The sequence below is a fragment of the Ruegeria hyattellae genome (genome assembly GCF_041537925.1).
Lineage (GTDB): Bacteria > Pseudomonadota > Alphaproteobacteria > Rhodobacterales > Rhodobacteraceae > Ruegeria_C.
In genome coordinates, this window is sequence record NZ_JBGOSH010000003.1 from 472487 (window position 1) to 489749 (window position 17263).

Consider the following 17263-nt stretch of genomic DNA (forward strand, 5'->3'; position numbering starts at 1 on the left):
GGACCGGGCCGGTCACCGGCAGGTCCTGTCCCCAGATCGGGCCGCCGCGCAAATGCGGCGACCCGTGTTTCATAGGCTTACTGGGCCTGCCAGCGCGCCACCAGCTCGTCATAGTTGACGGTCTGGCCCTGCGGCTTTTCGTTTTCCAGCTTGGCCTTTGGCGAGCCTTCCTTCTCCAGCCAGAAGGCCGCATCCTGCGGTTCGTTCAGGCGCGGACCACAGCCGCCATAGACGCCGGCGCTTTCATCAGCAGCCTGCATACGGCCCATGGTGATGTCCATCTCTTCGGCCAGGCGGTCCATCGCTTCTTGCGGGGTGAAGGCACCCGAGTTCACGTCACCGATCTGCTGCCACCAGATCTGGGCCAGCTTCGGATAATCCGGCACGTTGATGCCGGTCGGCGACCATGCCACACGGTCAGGCGAGCGGTAGAACTCGACCAGACCACCCAGCTTTGGTGCGCGTTCGGTGAACGACTCGTGGTTGACCGAGCTGTCGCGGATGAATGTCAGACCCACATGGGACTTCTTCACATCGACGGTCTTGGAGGTCACGAATTGAGCGTAGAGCCAGGCAGCTTGTGCACGATCCGCCGGGGTCGACTTCAGGAAGGTCCAGGACCCCACGTCCTGATAGCCAACCTTCTGGCCGTCTTCCCAGTAGGGACCATGCGGGCTGGGCGCCATCCGCCAGAGCGGCGTGCCCTCGTCATCCACGGTGTTGTTGCCTTCGGACTTCGGCTTGACCATGTCTGCGGTAAAGGCGGTGTACCAGAAGATCTGCTGGGCCACGTTGCCCTGGCTGAGCGCCGGCAGCGACTGGTAGAAGTCGTAAGACGCGGCACCCGGAGGCGCATAGTTCCGCAGCCATTCATCCCACTTGCGGATCGCATAGACCGCAGCCGGGCCGTTGGCTGCCCCGCCGCGCGACACCGAGGCGCCGACCGGGTTACAGGTGCCCGCTTCCATGCGGATGCCCCATTCGTCGACCGGGATGCCATTGGGTTCGCCCTTGTCACCGGCACCGGCCATCGACAGCCAGGCGTCGGTCATGCGCCAGCCAAGGTCGGGCGCGCGCTTGCCGTAATCCATGTGGCCATAGATAGCCACGCCGTCGACTTCCTTCACGTCATTGGTGAAGAATTCGGCGATGTCCTCATAGGCCGACCAGTTGACCGGAACACCCAGATCATAGCCGTATTTTTCCTTGAACGCGGCCTTGTTGGCCTCGTCGTCGAACCAGTCCTTGCGGAACCAGTAGAGGTTAGCGAATTGCTGGTCGGGCAGCTGGTACAGCTTGCCATCGGGACCGGTGGTGAATTGGATACCCATGAAGTCATCCAGATCCAGCGTCGGCGAGGTGGTGCCTGCCCAGTCGCCGCCCATCATGTCGGTCAGCGGATACGCCAGTTGCAACCGCGAATGAGTACCGATCAGGTCGCTGTCATTGACATAACCGTCATAGAGGTTCCGGCCCGTCTGCAGCTGGGTCTGAACCGCCTGCACGACCTCACCCTCACCGAGGATTTGGTGGTTGACCTTGATGCCGGTGATATCCTCGAAGGCCTTGGTCAGCACTTCGGATTCGTAGCTATGGGTCGGAATGCCCTCGGACAGAACGTTGATTTCCATGCCCGAATACGGCTTTGCCGCGTCGATGAACCACTGCATTTCGGACAGCTGTTCATCCTTGGACAGGGTCGATGGCTGGAACTCTTCGTCGATCCAGCGTTGCGCGGCGGCCTCATCGGCCCAGGCCGCACTTCCTCCGGCCATGACAGCAGACGCCGCCACAGCGGATAGCAGATACTTCCGCATAATTCTCCTCCCTAGAGATTTTATTGTCAGGCCAGGCCTGAACGCGATTAGCATCCGAAGGCAGTACGGATTTGTCAAACTAAAAAATTAGTAAATGTGGGATTACATCGCAAATCTCTGTCTTTGCTAAATATATTTGAAAAGCCCCACCCATGTAAATTTGCCTATATGACCTCTGGCACAGCCTGTTCAAGCACGTGAAGCAGGTCGAGATCACCAACGTGCGCAATGCCAGAATCGAGCACGAAATGGAAAGGCGTTGGCAGCGCTGACCGCGACCATTAGAACGTTTAGGGAAACGGGCTGTCAGACCCGGGAACCGAAAAACACATTGCGGGCAGCACATCTCATGACCAAGCCAGCATCATCCGGCACCTTGTCGCTCTGCAGATTGCGGAAGGTGCAGAAGGGCACAGTGACGCTGCTGGACGCGGTGGCCACCCGGCCCGGTCAGGCAGAGCTGTTCTTCACCCACGACACGCCACTTGAGGCGATCGCCGCGGGCCCGCGCGCCGAGATCGTCGGGCAGCGAACTTTGGGCGGCTCCCCCATGGTCACAGTCAGGTGGTCCGGGCCGCTGGTTATGCTGCTCAACAGCGCGCCGGTCACGATCCATCCGACCCCGCCCGAGACCGGGCTTTTTGCCGGGCGCGACGTGGCGCTGGCCCTGCGCAATGGCGAGCGGGCGGATCTGGCGCTGGACTGGCTACGCTATCACCACCGGACCCATGGGTTGAACGGCGCGGTGATCCTTGACCGTGACGAACCGGGGGGGGACCCGACATTTGTCCATGAACTCGAGGCCGGGCTGTTGGCCGACGGGCCGGACTGCACGGTTCTGGTGGTCATGGCCGACCACCCCTTGGGACACAAGGACCAGCCTGCGGAGACTCACCCCTATAGCGTGCCCGAAGCGCCGGGAAAGGACCGGATGGAGGTCCCGCCAGCCAATCCCTGGCATGCGCCCTTCGCCGAGGTCATCCTCTATGAATGGGCGCGCGCGCGGTATCTCGGCTCGGCCCGTGCAGTGGCGAATTTCGATGTACATGACCTGCTGACCGACGCGCCCGGGCCAAGCGTTTTTGATCGCGCGGCGGCCAGCCCGTCTGGCTATGTCGCGATGGCCGGGCGGCATTGTTATCCCTGGCGCATTCGCAACGGGGACAAGCCGGATTTCAGCGATCACGCCTGCGTCCAGTTCGACGCGCAACGGGCGCGGCGGCGCTGGTGCGTGGCACCGGATACGCTGACCGAGGACAGCATGTGGCGCGCCATCCGGGTGGGCGGCGCGGTGCCCGACCCCGATCAGATACAGCCCTTCTACCGCTGCATGGCGCTACGGCACCGAACCAGCGCGGTATCTCGCATCGTGCCAAAATCCAGCCTGATCGCGCATCCTCCGCTGATCGAGATGCTTGGGCGGCATTTCGAGACCAAACCGGTCCTGCCCCCTGCTGTGAAGACGGATATCAAAACCAACGGACGCCGGGCCATCGTCACCACGATGAAGAATGAGGGTCCCTTCATACTGGAGTGGATCGCCTATCACCGTGCCATCGGGATCGACGATTTTCTGGTCTATACCAACGATTGCACCGACGGCACCGACACGCTGCTGGACGTTTTGCAGGCAAAGGGCATCGTTCAGCATCGCGACAACCCCTATCGCGACACGACGATGAAACCACAGCACGCAGCCCTCAGCGCGGCGGATAGCGAGCCGGTGATTGCGCAAGCCGAATGGGTTGTCTGCATGGATGTGGACGAATTCATCAACATCAAATGCGGCGACGGGACGCTCGACGCGCTGTTTGACGCACTTGGTGATGTCAACCTGATCTCGATGACATGGCGGCTGTTCGGAAATGATGACCGTCATGATTTCACCCCCGATTTCGTCACAAGCCGGTTCACCACCTGCGCGCCCGAGCTTGCCCGCAAACCGCATCAGGCCTGGGGATTCAAGACGCTCTACCGGAATTCCGGCCTCTTCAAGAAGCTCGGCGTGCACCGACCCAAGGGACTGAAACCGCAGCTTTGGGAGCAGATCCGCTGGGTCAACGGATCGGGCAAGCCTCTGCCGCGAAAGATGTACCGCAATGCTTGGCGGTCGACGATGGACAGCTACGGCTATGATCTGGTGCAGCTCAATCACTACGCGGTGCGGTCGGCCGAGAGCTTTCTGGTCAAGCGCGAGCGGGGTCGCGTGAACCATGTCGACCGCGATCAGGGGCTCGCCTACTGGTTTCGGATGAACAACAACGCAGAAACGGACAAATCCATCCAGCGGATGCTGCCGCGCCTTCAGGCCGAGTTCGACGCTCTGATGCAGGACCCCGACATCGCGGCGGCCCATAACGCGGCGCTGGCGGCGCATCGCAACAAGATCGATACACTGAAGCAGACGCCGGCCTATTCAACCTTCTTCGACGAACTCACCAGCGCGCGGATGGAAAAACTGTCCCGCATGCACGCGCATTTTGGCGCCAGTGTTTTTCTGCAAGGACCGGGCGCGGTGCCGCAGGAAATGCTCGAGTCGGATCTGGAAGAACCGTTCTTCTTCACGGTCAAGAAAGGCGAAGCCGAGCATTAGGGCCGGGCCGGGCCCCGGCCCGCAGCCTTACCCGAGAATTCGGATGGCCGCCTGCATCTGCGAAAAGGCGATGTATTCATACTGGTCACGGTCAAGTTCTTCGGTCAGCGCCTTGTATTCGCCTGCCTCCCAGAACGGGTAGCCGATCAACTCGTCAAAGAGAACGATCGTGCCTTTCACGAACCGCGACTTGGCAAGGCCGAGGATCGTCCTAGCCGGGGAATAGGTGTCAGTGTCGACATGCAGATACGCGATCTCGCCCTGCTCTTTCTCGAAGAACGGCGGCAGCGTGTCCTCAACCCAGCCCTTGGTCAGCACCACATTGCTTTCCACCTCGGGCAGTTGCCCTTTCAGGTCGAATGCGCCTTCGCCAAGATCGACCCCGACCCAGCTTTCCGACAGCCCTTCGAAACTGTCAAAACCATAAAGCGTCCTGTTTGAGTGAAACCGCGCCATTGCATTGATCGAGCGGCCTTTCCACACGCCGCACTCCATCATCAGGCCGGTATCAGGGATCTGCGTCGCCAGCCACGGCCAGAGACGTTGCTTCTTGGGAAAGATCAGCGAGGTCGCCCCCTGCTCTTCGATGAACTCCGCGGACCGGGACGCGGCTCTGTGGTGCAAGTGGTCAATCGGATTCTTGGACAGGCCAGTATCCATTGCCGGCTCCTTTTATAAAGGGTTGAAAATGGTTGGGTTCACTCTGCTACGGCAGGCGCGCCAGCGCCGAGAATTTCAGATCGCATCGCCTCGTATTCCGGCTGCGCCCGCAGCTCTGCAATGCGCTGTCTGTGCCACTCGGTCGAGGCCTCCAGCAACTCCGCCAGTTTTCTGTCCCGGGCGATGCGCGCCATCTCGGACAGCGTCGGGTCGATCCAGCGCGTGATGCTGGTGTCCTTCTGACCGCCCTGGTTCATCTTGGTCCAGTATTCGATACCCATCACCTCGCGGAAATGGTTCACCCGGCCCCGGTCACGCTTGATCAGGTAGCTGTCCACCGATCGCGTGGCATAATGGTTAATCTGCGCCACCGGATAAGCGAACCGCGCCCGCGGCCGGGTGCAGGTCTTGGGGTCAACAACGCCGCCATCGGGGGCGACCCAGCGGATTTTCGCGAAATCCTCGGGCTCATGCACCGGCCCATGGGTGCCAAAGCGGGTGATCTCGGGTCGCGGGCGGAACAGCGATTTGACAAAGCGCCGCTCTTGTCCGCCATTTTCGATGGGCAACTCGGCGTCGGTATAATCCTCGATCACCAGATCGTCGGAGAAATCGACCCGCGCGTTGTTGGAAAACAGCCGCCAGGTCACCGGGATCACATCCGCCTCGGGCACGGCGTTCAGCAGGTCATCCAACCTGCCATCGCCGATCTTGATGTTGAGGAACTCGTCCACATCCGAGACCAGAATCCAGTCGGCCCGCGCCGTCTCCGGGTGATCGAAGGCGTATTTCAACGCGCTTTTCTGCGGGCCACGGCGCAGAACCTTGTTCCGTTCATGGGTGAGCAAACCCAGCTCGGCCATGCGGTCGAGGATCAGGTCGGTGCCGTCGGAGCAATCATTTGTGTAGACTAGGAATCGCTCGAAACCGATGGCCCGGTGATAGGCCACCCATTCCAGAATATAGGGGCCTTCGTTTTTCATCGACGTGATGAGCAGCGGCGTTTCCGCTTTGCACCGCTCAGTCTGTTCGGCGTCGGGTTTGGGCCTTGCAGGGGTTTTGGGCGCGGTGCCGAAGGCTCGGCTCATCGTGTCTGTCAGGCGCGGATCGACCTCTAGCAGGTTGGTGTCGAAATCTTCGCGGTTGTAGTCCCAGTTGTTGGTGATCCGGCGGAAATGCCAAAACCCGAAATCGGGATCGGTGGGATCACGTCGCGAGATGATCCGATGCGTCAGCCACGGGCGGCCTTTCAGAGGGCCCTGTGGCGCAATGCAGTACTTACGGTTCACCTTCGGCTTGCCATCGCTGCGGATGAACTGGTGATCGCTGTGCCGGATCAGCGTGCCATCCTCGGGCGGGTCGGCAAAGGCCCAACGCCCGTCGATGCGCACATAGCCCTGTTCGGAGGCCACTGTGGCATCGAAGACCGACGCACCCGAGTGGGAATAAACTAGCTCGTCGATATCCACATTCAGCACTGCGCGGGCTTGGGATAGCAGACGCCGGCGTCCAAGCTCGACCATGGTCATATGCAGGAACTTGGAGTTGAAATTGGTGTTCCCCGCCCCGCCGGGACCAAAGGGGAACCAGGAACGCACCACTGCTGACGCCTCGATCCCCTCGACCGAGGCCAGCGTTTCCTTCAACGCTTCCATAGAATAGTCAGTCGAGTGGTTGTCATAGATCACGACCGCATTTGCACCGTGTTCCTTGACGTAGTAGCTCAACCAATCGCTGATCCATTCCAGCTTGTTGTCCTTGGAGATCGCATAAACGGCGTTCTTGCCCGCGAACACATCCGTATGAAGTGCGTTCACCGCAAGGGCGCCGGAAAACAGCTCATGGTCAAAGGCCAGTTCAGCAGGGGCGCCCGAAGGTGACTGGAACCGGATCACGTTGCCGCGTGACAGCGCCTCGATAGCCTTGATCTTCACCTCTGTTCCGTCAATCGAAAACCGGGCTTGCTCGACCAGACGGCGAAAGTTCAGCAATGCCGGGCAGATCAGAATGACCTCGCCCACGTCGGGGTCGAAGTAGCAATCATAGATCAGCGTATGGAAATCATACCGATTGTCGTAATTCGGATCCCGCTCTTCGATCACCCCGACCCGGTCGCGATAATGCGAGGGGTGCTGTCCGTCAAACGTGAAAGACGAAAGCGCGAGGTCTAATGTGTGCCTGTTCATTGCTCGTGTTTCTTCTTGTAAAAAGAGAGGCCCCTGTTGCCTGGGCGTTGCGCGAAAGGCTAAGTCAATTCCGGAGGCAATGCAAAAACTAAGTGTTTGCGCTGCTTGCGTGCAGGCCGCCATCAGCGGCTAAGAAACGAGTGTTGAAAACTCACAAAGTTTAACGCAGGCTCACAAAAAATCAGAAGGAGACATGTGATGCGCACACGTGCCGCGGTGGCCGTTGAAGCCGGAAAACCGCTCGAAATCATGGATGTGAACCTGGAAGGGCCAAAGGCGGGCGAGGTTCTGGTGGAAATCAAGGCCACCGGCATCTGCCACACTGATGAATTCACCCTGTCGGGGGCCGATCCCGAAGGGCTGTTTCCGGCCATCCTTGGCCATGAGGGCGCAGGCGTCGTGCTTGAGGTGGGCGCGGGTGTGACCAGCCTGAAACCGGGTGATCACGTGATCCCGCTCTACACACCGGAATGCCGGGAATGCGACTATTGCCTGCATCCCAAGACAAACCTTTGCCAGGCGATCCGTGAAACCCAGGGGCGCGGTGTGATGCCGGACGGCACCTCGCGCTTCACAACGCTCGATGGCGATCCGATCCTGCACTATATGGGCTGCTCGACCTTTTCGAACCACACGGTACTGCCCGAAATCGCGCTGGCCAAGGTGCGCGAGGACGCGCCGTTTGACAAGATTTGCTATATCGGCTGCGGTGTCACCACCGGCATCGGCGCGGTGATCAACACCGCCAAGGTCGAGATCGGTTCGCGCGCCATCGTCTTCGGTCTGGGCGGCATCGGTCTGAATGTGATTCAGGGCCTGCGTCTGGCCGGGGCCGACCAAATCGTCGGCGTCGATTTGAACCCCGACAAGATTCCGATGGCCGAAAAATTCGGTATGACCGATTTCGTAAACCCGTCCGAGGTCGAGGGCGATCTGGTGCCCTATCTGGTCGATCTGACCAAGGGCGGCGCGGATTACACGTTCGATGCCACCGGCAATGTGGGCGTGATGCGTGCAGCTTTGGAATCGGCCCATAAGGGTTGGGGTGAATCGATCATCATCGGCGTGGCACCTGCTGGCGCCGAGATCAGCACCCGCCCCTTCCAGCTGGTTACCGGCCGCAGTTGGCGCGGCACTGCCTTTGGTGGCGCCCGCGGCCGCACCGATGTACCCAAGATCGTGGACTGGTATATGGACGGCAAAATCGAGATCGATCCAATGATCACCCACTCGCTGTCGTTGGATGACATCAACAAAGGCTTTGACCTGATGCATGCAGGTGAGAGTATTCGGTCGGTGGTCGTGTACTGACGATTGAACGAATTATTGGACTCAAGCCGGGGATATACTTGCCCGGCCGATTCACCGCCTCGACAATTTACAGCCAAAACCGAAAATCCAACCACGAGACAACCAATTGACCCAAACCGAGAACTCACTGCTTGCAGTCTTGATCGACGCAGACAATGTCTCTTCCAAATTTGCGGAGCCCATCCTGAAAGAGATCAACTCATTCGGTTCACCCGCGCTGAAGCGAGTCTATGGAGATTGGTCAAACGGTAATTTGAATGGCTGGAAGGACACTGTCGTACATCTGGGGATGGTTGCCCGGCAAGAAACGGCAAACACATCGGGCAAAAACGCGAGCGATATAGGCCTTGTAATCGACGCTATGGACCTTCTGCATTCCGGTAGATTTGACGGCTTTGTTCTTGTCAGTTCCGACAGCGATTTCACGGCGCTTGCCAACAGAATACGGGAACAGGGCTTAACTGTTGTCGGCATCGGAGAAAGCAAGACGCCAACGTCATTGCGCAACGCCTGCAATCGCTTCGTGCTAATCGAAAACTTGGCGGAAGACCCTGAGAAACCCATAAGTTCCGGCCAAAGTACCTCTTCCAAAGTGAGCCCCAAGAATGCGGTACCGCTGATAAAGGGGGCAATGGTAAAAATGGCTCAAGACGACGAATGGTACCATCTTGGACAACTCGGCCACATAATAATAGCTAATAACCGAGATTTCGATTCACGCACTTACGGATGCAGCAATCTCAGTACGCTTCTGCGCAATTCCGGAAAATTCGAGCTCAAGAAAGTTTCTAGCGGCTTCAAGGTTCGATTGAAGGCCGCCTAAATCCCGTAGCGCGCCATGAACATCTCGACGGCTTCTTTGGCTACTTCGTCGATCTCAGATTGTTCGAAACGGTTGCGGATGCCAAAGGCCGCCTCCATCCAGAGCTTGGCCTTGCAAAGCTCCGAGAATTGCTCGGCAGCCATCGCTACATCGTCAATCTTCAACTCGCCCTTTGCGATGGCTTTTTCCAGGTATTCCACCAGCTGTTGCCTGCCATTCTTGGGACCGGACTCATAAAACGCCAACCCGAGTTCGGGGAACCGGTCGCGTTCGGCGACGCAAATACGAAAAATCTGCTGTGCAAAATCCGAGATCAGAAACGCAACCAACTGCTGGGCCGCGACCGAGAGGACCTCGCGCGCGGGCTGCGTTTCATCGACCATCGACAGAATCTGTTCGGACATGCGGCAGCATTCGGTCTGCACTACCTCACGGAACAGTAGGCGCTTGTCGGGGAAATAGCTGTAGAGTGTTGCCTTGGAAACACTCGCCGCGCGGGCGATATCGTCGACGCTGGCCCCCTCGAATCCGTCGGCCATGAACACCTCTCGGGCGCCTTTCAACACTTGGTCGAATTTGCGTCCGGTGCGCAGGATGGTCGAGGTATCGGTCATGAGGGCTCCTGATTGAAAAGCCTCTAGAGAATAAAACCGATCAGTTCAGTTTCAATGACTTTCTGGATGAACTTTCATTAACGTCACGATAGTGTGTATTAGAATGATTCTAATGCGTCGAGCTAAACATGAAATTTCTCTCTCATCGCAAACACTTCAGGGACCTGACTGAGCAGGAGGTCCTGGCGCTTGCCATCTCGTCAGAAGAGGACGACGCCCGTATTTATCGCAGTTACGCAGAGCGGCTGAGGGCGGATTATCCCGCCTCGGCCAAGGTGTTCGACGGCATGGCTGCCGAGGAAGACACCCACCGAGGGCGCTTGATTGCCCTGCACGAGGACCGGTTTGGCCCGACCATTCCGCTGATCCGCCGCGAACATGTGGCAGGATATTATACACGCCGCCCAATCTGGCTGGTGGAGAATCTGGGCATCGAACGCATCCGCGAAGAGGCCGAGGGAATGGAGCGCGATGCCGAGCGGTTCTATCTGGCGGCTGCAGCACGCACCAGCGACGCCGCCACCCGCAAGCTGCTGGGCGATCTCGCTGTGGAGGAGGCCGGGCATCAGGAAACCGCCTCACATCTGGCGGACACGTTTCTGGATCATGACGCGCGCACCTCGGAAGAGGCCAATTCGCACCGGCAGTTTATCCTGACCTGGGTGCAGCCGGGGCTGGCCGGTCTGATGGACGGGTCGGTGTCGACCCTGGCGCCGATCTTCGCGACCGCCTTTGCCACGCAAGATACCTGGACCACCTTTCTTGTCGGACTGGCGGCCTCGGTCGGGGCGGGTATCTCGATGGGCTTTACCGAAGCCGCCTCCGATGATGGTGAGTTGTCAGGGCGCGGCTCACCGGTGAAACGCGGGTTGGCCTCGGGGGTGATGACCACCGTGGGCGGGCTGGGACACGCGCTGCCCTATCTGATCCCCGAGTTTTGGACCGCAACCACAATCGCCTTTCTGGTTGTATTCTGCGAGCTTTGGGCGATTGCCTGGATTCAGAACCGGTACATGCAGACCCCGTTCTTTCGCGCAGCGTTTCAGGTGGTTCTGGGCGGGTCGCTGGTTCTGGCGGCCGGTATCCTGATCGGAAGCGGTTAGGGCCCTTCGCGAAATGCTTTAACATGTGAATTATCCGGTTGAGCTTTGACCGCTTGGTGTTACCAATCGCGTCATGGTCGAGATCTTTCTCAGAACGCTGCCGTTTTTTGCGATCATCGGTCTGGGCTACTGGGCGGGGCGCACCCGCTTTTTCACCCAAGAGGCGACGACCTATCTGACCAAGTTCGTCTTTTTCTTCGCCCTTCCGGCGATGCTGTTTAGGTTTTCCGCAACGCTGCCCTTCAACGAGATCTTCAGCGGGCGGCTGATCCTGGCCTACCTGCTGGGGACGTCAACGGTCTATATCGTGGCGAGCATCGTAGGGTTCCTGCGGCGTCAGGATGTGCCAACCACCGCGATCGAGGCGCAATGCGCGGCCATTGGAAATGTGGGCTTTCTGGGCCTGCCGATGCTGGCGCTCCTGTTCGGCGAGGCGGCGATCGGGCCGGTGATGCTGGTACTGGCCACCGATCTGATCGTGTTCTCGTCCCTGATCGTGATCCTGATCAATGGCGGGCGCGAACGGGTTCCGGTGGCACAGATGCTGCGGCTGATCGGGGTTGGCCTGTTGAAAAACCCGATGATCGTGTCGATCAGTATCGGATTGATCTGGTCGGCATTGAGCCTGCCGATTCATCGGCCGCTGGAGTCGTTCCTAACGATCCTTGGCGGCGCGGCCACGCCCGGCGCGCTGTTTGCTATTGGTGCCTCGCTGGCCTCGAAATCGACCGAACGGCTGGCGGTGGCCGGTTGGCTCAGCTTTTGCAAGCTGGTGCTACATCCCGTGCTCGTGGCGCTGGCGGTGCTGGTTATCCTGCCGCTTGATCCGTTCCCGGCCTCGGTGGTGATCGCGGCGGCAGCGCTGCCGGTGGCGGGCAATATCTTCATGCTGGCCTCGCATTACGGGGTCGCGCCGCACCGGGCGTCGGCGGCGATCTTCGTATCGACCTGCCTCAGCATCCTCACGGTACCCGTTCTGATTGCGCTGACCTCCGCCCCTTAGCGTCCGGCACCCTTTACAGGTCCGTCCGGCAAGGATAGCGATACGACACAGCGGCTGGGTCAAGGATGGAACATATGGAAACCGTATCTGAAAACACCTGTTTCGGAGGCGTTCAGGGCGTCTATAAACACGCCTCGGAGGCGTGCAAATGCGACATGACCTTTGGTCTGTTCCTGCCCGCCGAGGCCAAGGATGGTCCAGTTCCGGTGTTGTGGTATCTCTCTGGTCTGACCTGCACCCATGAAAATGCCATGACCAAAACGGGTGCGCAGGGCTGGGCTGCCGAACAGGGCATCGCGCTGGTCTTCCCGGACACCTCGCCGCGTGGCGACGGCGTGGCCGATCATGACGATTACGATCTGGGCCAGGGGGCCGGGTTCTATGTCAACGCCACGCAAAAGCCCTGGGCACCGCATTTCAACATGTGGGATTACGTGGCCCAGGAACTGCCCGCACTGCTGACCGGCAAGTTCGCCATCGATGGCGAGCGGCAGGGGATCACCGGGCATTCCATGGGCGGGCATGGCGCGCTGACGCTGGCGATGAACCTGCCGGGCCGCTTTCGCTCGGTCTCGGCTTTTGCGCCGATTTCCAACCCGACCGGGTCAGACTGGGGCCGCAAGCAGCTCAGCGCCTATCTGGGCGATGACGAAAGCAACTGGGCGCGCCACGATTCGACCCTGATGATGCGCGAGACCGGCTTCGACGGGCCGATCCTGATCGACACCGGCACCCATGACCAGTTTATCAAGCTGCTGCGCCCCGAGGCACTGGCCGAAGCCATGGCAGCGCGGCGCCAACAGGCGGTCAACCGGCTGCAACCGGGCTATGACCACAGCTATTTCTTCGTCTCCTCCTTCATGGAGGATCACGTGACATTCCACGCGGAACATCTCTGGTCGTGACGCTCTACATCGACGGCGATGCCTGCCCGGTCAAGGCCGAGGCTGAGCGGGTGGCCACCCGCCACAAGCTGCCGCTGGTTCTGGTCTCGAATGGCGGGCTGCGCCCGTCGCAGAACCCTCTGGTGCAGATCGTGGTGGTCGATCAGGGTGCGGATGAGGCCGACAAGTGGATCGCCGAGCGCTGCGGTCCGGGCGATATCGTGATCACCTCGGACATCCCGCTCGCTGCGAAATGCGTCGAGGCCGGCGCGCGCTGTCTGCGGCCAAATGGCGAGGCCTTCACCGCCACCAATATCGGCCAGCAACTGGCGATGCGCGATCTGATGGCCGATCTGCGCGCCGCCAACCCGTTGGGTATGCAGGGCGGCGGCAAAGCCTTTACAAAAGCCGACCGCTCCCGTTTTCTGGACGTGTTGGAGCGGGAGGTCCGGGCGGCGAAGCGCTAGCGGGCTCTCACGGCAAAAGGAGCGCGCGCAGTGAAACCGCAGGCCGTCATTTATGACATCGGAAATGTGCTGATCGAATGGCAGCCCGAACGCTATTATGACAGCGTGATCGGTGAAGACCGCCGCCGCGCCATGTTCGAAGAGATTGACCTGCACGGCATGAACGAACTGGTCGATCTGGGCGGGCATTTTACCGAGACGGTTTATGAATGGGTCGACAAGCACCCCGAATGGGCCGACGAGATCCGCATGTGGCACGACAAATGGATCGAGATTGCCGCACCCGAAATCCCCCATTCCGTGCGCCTGCTGCGGGCCTTGCGGGCCAATGGCGTGCCGGTATTTGCGCTGACCAATTTCGGCATCCAGACCTTCGAGCAGGCCGAACAGGTCTATCCGTTCCTCAGCGAATTCGACCGCCGTTATATCTCAGGCCATATGAACACCGTGAAGCCGCGCGAGGATATCTATGCCCGGGTCGAGCGTGATTGCGGCGTCGAACCACAGGCGCTTCTGTTCACCGACGACATGCCCAAGAACATCGCAGCCGCACAGGCGCGCGGCTGGCAAACGCACCATTTCGACGGGCCGCAAGGCTGGGCAGAGCGGCTGGTCTCTGATGGTCTGGTGACATCGGATCAGGCGGCATGAGCATCCCCATCATCCCCTTTGACGAGGGCGAAGCGTTGTTGGACTGGGTCGAACTGACCCAGGCGCTGGCGGACGGGCACAGCCTGCCCAAGGCCGAGATAGGCGATACATTCCTCTATCGCGGGCAGGACACGTTGCTGTCACGCGCCGCCTGGATCGACGGGCTGGGCATGGCGGTGAAAACCGCGACCGTCTTTCCCGCAAATCCCGATCAGGACCAGCCGATGATTAACGGCGCGGTCAACCTGTTTGCCGATCGCGACGGGACTCTGTCGGCGCTTATCGATTTTCATCTGGTCACCAAATGGAAAACCGCTGGCGACAGCCTGCTGGCTGCCTTGCGCCTCGCTGATCCCGACAGCAAACGCATTCTGATCGTCGGAGCTGGCACTGTGGGTCAGTCGCTCTGCGAGTCGTTCGCGGCGGGGTTCCCGCAGGCGCGCCTGTCGATCTGGAACCGCACCACTGCCAAGGCTGAAGAACTGGCAAAGACTGTCGGATACGCCGATGTCGCCACGTCTCTGCCTGATACTGTAAATTCGGCGGATATCGTTGTGACGGCCACCATGTCGTCGGACCCGATCATCAAGGGCGAATGGCTGCGCCCCGGCCAGCATATCAACCTGATCGGCGCCTATCGTGCGGATATGCGCGAGGCGGATGATGACGCATTGCGCATGAGCCGGGTCTACGTGGACAGTTTCGACACAACCGTCGGCCATATCGGCGAGATCAAGACGCCGCTCGATGCGGGTGTCATAACCCGCGACGACCTGCTGGCCGACTACTATGATTTGAGCGCCTTCATCCCCGACCCCGCCAGACCCACGCTGTTCAAGAATGGCGGCGGTGCGCATCTGGATCTGATGACCAGCCGCTATATCCTTGAAAAATGGCAGGAGGCCCAATGATCCTTTTTCTCGTCCTGATCCTGCTGGCCATGATCGTGGCGCTGCCCTACTATACCGAGGCGCGGCGCAAGGTGATGGATGACGATGCCAGAGCCGATGCGCCCGGCCATTTCCTGCAATTGTCGCAAGGGCTGACGCATGTCAAATGGGGCGGTGCCGTGCGCGGGCCGGTCGCAGTGTGCGTGCACGGGTTGACCACACCCTCTTTCGTATGGGATAGCATCACCGAAGGGCTGGGCGCGATGGGCTATCGGGTGCTGACCTATGACCTCTATGGACGGGGTTTTTCGGACCGGCCCAAAGGCGAACAGGATGCGGAGTTCTTCTTGCAGCAGCTGGAAGAGGTGCTTGCGGTCGAAGAGGTCACCGATGAAATCACGCTGATCGGCTATTCCATGGGCGGCTCCATTGCCACCTGTTATGCGGCGAAACACGCCCCAAAGATCCGTCATCTTGTCCTGATCGCCCCGGCAGGCATCATGATGAAGCTTGATGGGCTGTCCCGGTTCATCCGCGACATGCCAGTATTGGGCGACTGGCTGATGATGCTTCTCTTCCCATACAAGCATCAGAGGGAAACCGATGCCGAACGTTCGGTGCCCTGCTCGGTCCCCGGCATGGTCGATCTGCAACAGCGGGAGCTGAACTATCAAGGCTTCATCGCCGGTGTTCTGTCCAGCCTGCGCGGCATTCTCATGCAAGAGCTGGAAGTCGAGCATCGCGAGATTCATCAGGCCGGGCTGCCTGTCCTGGCGATCTGGGGACAGAAAGACAAGATCATCCCGATCTCTGCGATGGGCAAGCTCACCACCTGGAGCCGCATGGCCCGCGAAGAGATGATCGAGGGCGCAGGCCACGGTCTGACCTATACCCACTCCGATCAGGTGCTGGAAATCATGCGCGAACGGCTGCGCGAAGGTCTGAACTGATCAGGCAGCCTGCGGGCTGGGCATGCGAGTCTCGCGGATGGGCAGATGTACTACGGCGCTGAACGCGCCCACGGCGACGCCCACCCACCAGACGGCCGTATAGTTGCCATAGATGTCGTACATCCTCCCCCCCAGCCAGACCCCCAGAAAGCCCCCGATCTGATGGCTAAGGAAAACAAACCCGTAAAGGGTGCCCATGTAGCGCAGCCCATAAAGATGCGCGACCAGCCCCGAGGTCAGTGGTACCGTCGCCAGCCAAAGCGACCCCATCAACACCGAGAAGATAATGACCGAACTGGGCGTGATCGGCAGCAGGATGAAGACGGCCGCGATGATCGTGCGCGCCGTATAGATACCGGCCAGCAGATACTTCTTGGTGAAATGCTTGCCCGCCCAGCCTGCGGCCAGCGTTCCGGCAATATTGGCCAGCCCCACCAGCGACAGAGCCACGGCACCCAGCGCCGAGGTTGTGGTGATGCCGATGCCATGCAATATGCCGCCAACTTCGATAGGGCCACACATCTCAGCCACAAAGGCCGGGAAGTGCGCGGTGATGAAGGCCAGTTGATAGCCACAGCTGAAAAAGCCCAGAAAGATCATGGTGTAAGACGGATCGCGAAACGCCTTTCGCAGGATCGCGCTCAGGCTTTCCTCGACCTCTTGCTTGCTGGCGCGCTCCGGCGCGCGCATCATTGGCAGGGTCAGCACGAGCGACAGGATCGCGACGGCAAAGACCACAAACACCATCTGCCAGCTGAGAAAGCTCATCATCCATTCGGCGGCGGGCGCACCGATCACCTGACCCAGACTGCCAGCGGCGGTGACAACCGCCAGCGACATCGAACGGTGCTCATCCGTTGAGGCACGGCCGACCACGCCCAGCACGGTGCCAAGACCGGTGCCCGCAATCCCGAACCCCACCAGCCAGGCGTTCAGCTGATGCCCCAGTGGAGTGGTCGAGGCCGCCGACAGCACCATACCCAAGGCATAGAGCAGCGCCCCCAGAACGATGGCCCTCCGGTCGCCAAGCTTTTCCGAGATCGCGCCAAAAATCGGCTGCCCGATCCCCCAGGCAAGATTCTGGATTGCGATGGCCAGCGAGAACTCGGTCCGCATCCAGCCGAACTCTTCGGAAACCGGAATCTGGAACACACCGAAAGAGGCACGCACTGCAAAGCTGACGGTAACGATGATGCAGCTCACGATCAGGACGGGAGTGATCAGGCGGGTGTCACGGTTCATCTGATGTCTCAATTCAGGCGGGCCGAGCTTACGGCGATATTCGCGGCGGTCAAATCAGGAGTCTTGCGG

15 protein-coding genes are annotated in these 17263 nt (G+C 59.9%); 10 read left to right on the plus strand and 5 right to left on the minus strand.

What is annotated here, in order from left to right; genetic code table 11:
* Positions 1-77: 77 nt before the first annotated feature.
* The gene (locus tag AB1E33_RS09805; RefSeq protein ID WP_372577079.1) at positions 78-1817 is read right to left on the minus strand and encodes an ABC transporter substrate-binding protein; all 1740 of its coding nucleotides are present in this window, start codon (positions 1815-1817) and stop codon (positions 78-80) included.
* 349 nt (positions 1818-2166) lie between these two features.
* Here AB1E33_RS09805 and AB1E33_RS09810 point away from each other — a divergent pair, with 349 nt between their 5' ends.
* A complete protein-coding gene (locus tag AB1E33_RS09810; RefSeq protein WP_372577080.1) occupies positions 2167-4410 on the plus strand; it encodes a glycosyltransferase family 2 protein in 2244 nt (747 codons plus the stop codon).
* A 27-nt stretch (positions 4411-4437) separates the two neighbouring features.
* On the opposite strand, the gene AB1E33_RS09815 is transcribed toward AB1E33_RS09810, so the two are convergent.
* Together AB1E33_RS09815 and AB1E33_RS09820 are read right to left on the minus strand one after the other, a co-directional pair.
* A complete protein-coding gene (locus AB1E33_RS09815; RefSeq protein ID WP_372577081.1) occupies positions 4438-5070 on the minus strand; it encodes a class I SAM-dependent methyltransferase in 633 nt (210 codons plus the stop codon).
* 38 nt (positions 5071-5108) lie between these two features.
* On the minus strand, positions 5109-7256 hold the full coding sequence (locus AB1E33_RS09820) for a glycosyltransferase family 2 protein (protein ID WP_372577082.1): 2148 nt from the start codon (positions 7254-7256) through the stop codon (positions 5109-5111).
* Positions 7257-7454: 198 nt separating this feature from the next.
* Here AB1E33_RS09820 and AB1E33_RS09825 point away from each other — a divergent pair, with 198 nt between their 5' ends.
* Both AB1E33_RS09825 and AB1E33_RS09830 read left to right on the plus strand, forming a co-directional pair.
* Positions 7455-8567 (plus strand): S-(hydroxymethyl)glutathione dehydrogenase/class III alcohol dehydrogenase, encoded by a 1113-nt coding sequence (locus AB1E33_RS09825; RefSeq protein ID WP_372577083.1) that lies wholly within the window; start codon positions 7455-7457, stop codon positions 8565-8567.
* Positions 8568-8673: 106 nt separating this feature from the next.
* Positions 8674-9390 (plus strand): NYN domain-containing protein, encoded by a 717-nt coding sequence (locus tag AB1E33_RS09830; protein ID WP_372577084.1) that lies wholly within the window; start codon positions 8674-8676, stop codon positions 9388-9390.
* On the opposite strand, the gene AB1E33_RS09835 is transcribed toward AB1E33_RS09830, so the two are convergent.
* The gene (locus tag AB1E33_RS09835; protein ID WP_372577085.1) at positions 9387-10004 is read right to left on the minus strand and encodes a TetR/AcrR family transcriptional regulator; all 618 of its coding nucleotides are present in this window, start codon (positions 10002-10004) and stop codon (positions 9387-9389) included. The two genes, AB1E33_RS09830 and AB1E33_RS09835, sit on opposite strands and share 4 nt — an antisense overlap.
* A 128-nt stretch (positions 10005-10132) precedes the next feature.
* Here AB1E33_RS09835 and mbfA point away from each other — a divergent pair, with 128 nt between their 5' ends.
* The 7 genes from mbfA to AB1E33_RS09870 all read left to right on the plus strand — a co-directional run bounded on the left by mbfA (position 10133) and on the right by AB1E33_RS09870 (position 15952).
* Positions 10133-11107: an iron exporter MbfA gene (mbfA, locus tag AB1E33_RS09840; RefSeq protein WP_372577086.1), complete on the plus strand. Its 975-nt coding sequence runs from the start codon at positions 10133-10135 to the stop codon at positions 11105-11107.
* Between the two features lie 73 nt (positions 11108-11180).
* Complete coding sequence (locus AB1E33_RS09845) at positions 11181-12110, plus strand: AEC family transporter (RefSeq protein ID WP_372577087.1); 930 nt, start codon at positions 11181-11183, stop codon at positions 12108-12110.
* A 74-nt stretch (positions 12111-12184) separates the two neighbouring features.
* The gene (gene fghA / locus AB1E33_RS09850; protein ID WP_372577088.1) at positions 12185-13015 is read left to right on the plus strand and encodes an S-formylglutathione hydrolase; all 831 of its coding nucleotides are present in this window, start codon (positions 12185-12187) and stop codon (positions 13013-13015) included.
* Complete coding sequence (locus AB1E33_RS09855; protein WP_372577089.1) at positions 13012-13461, plus strand: YaiI/YqxD family protein; 450 nt, start codon at positions 13012-13014, stop codon at positions 13459-13461. Before fghA ends, AB1E33_RS09855 begins: the two co-directional genes overlap by 4 nt.
* A gap of 30 nt (positions 13462-13491) precedes the next feature.
* A complete protein-coding gene (locus tag AB1E33_RS09860; RefSeq protein WP_372577090.1) occupies positions 13492-14112 on the plus strand; it encodes an HAD-IA family hydrolase in 621 nt (206 codons plus the stop codon).
* Positions 14109-15023, plus strand: a complete 915-nt coding sequence (locus AB1E33_RS09865; protein WP_372577091.1) for an ornithine cyclodeaminase family protein — start codon at positions 14109-14111, stop codon at positions 15021-15023. Before AB1E33_RS09860 ends, AB1E33_RS09865 begins: the two co-directional genes overlap by 4 nt.
* Positions 15020-15952 (plus strand): alpha/beta hydrolase, encoded by a 933-nt coding sequence (locus AB1E33_RS09870; RefSeq protein ID WP_372577092.1) that lies wholly within the window; start codon positions 15020-15022, stop codon positions 15950-15952. The genes AB1E33_RS09865 and AB1E33_RS09870 overlap by 4 nt, the downstream gene beginning before the upstream one ends.
* Here AB1E33_RS09870 and AB1E33_RS09875 read toward each other — a convergent pair whose 3' ends face one another.
* Positions 15953-17194 (minus strand): MFS transporter, encoded by a 1242-nt coding sequence (locus tag AB1E33_RS09875; RefSeq protein WP_372577093.1) that lies wholly within the window; start codon positions 17192-17194, stop codon positions 15953-15955.
* Between the last annotated feature and the right edge of the window lie 69 nt (positions 17195-17263).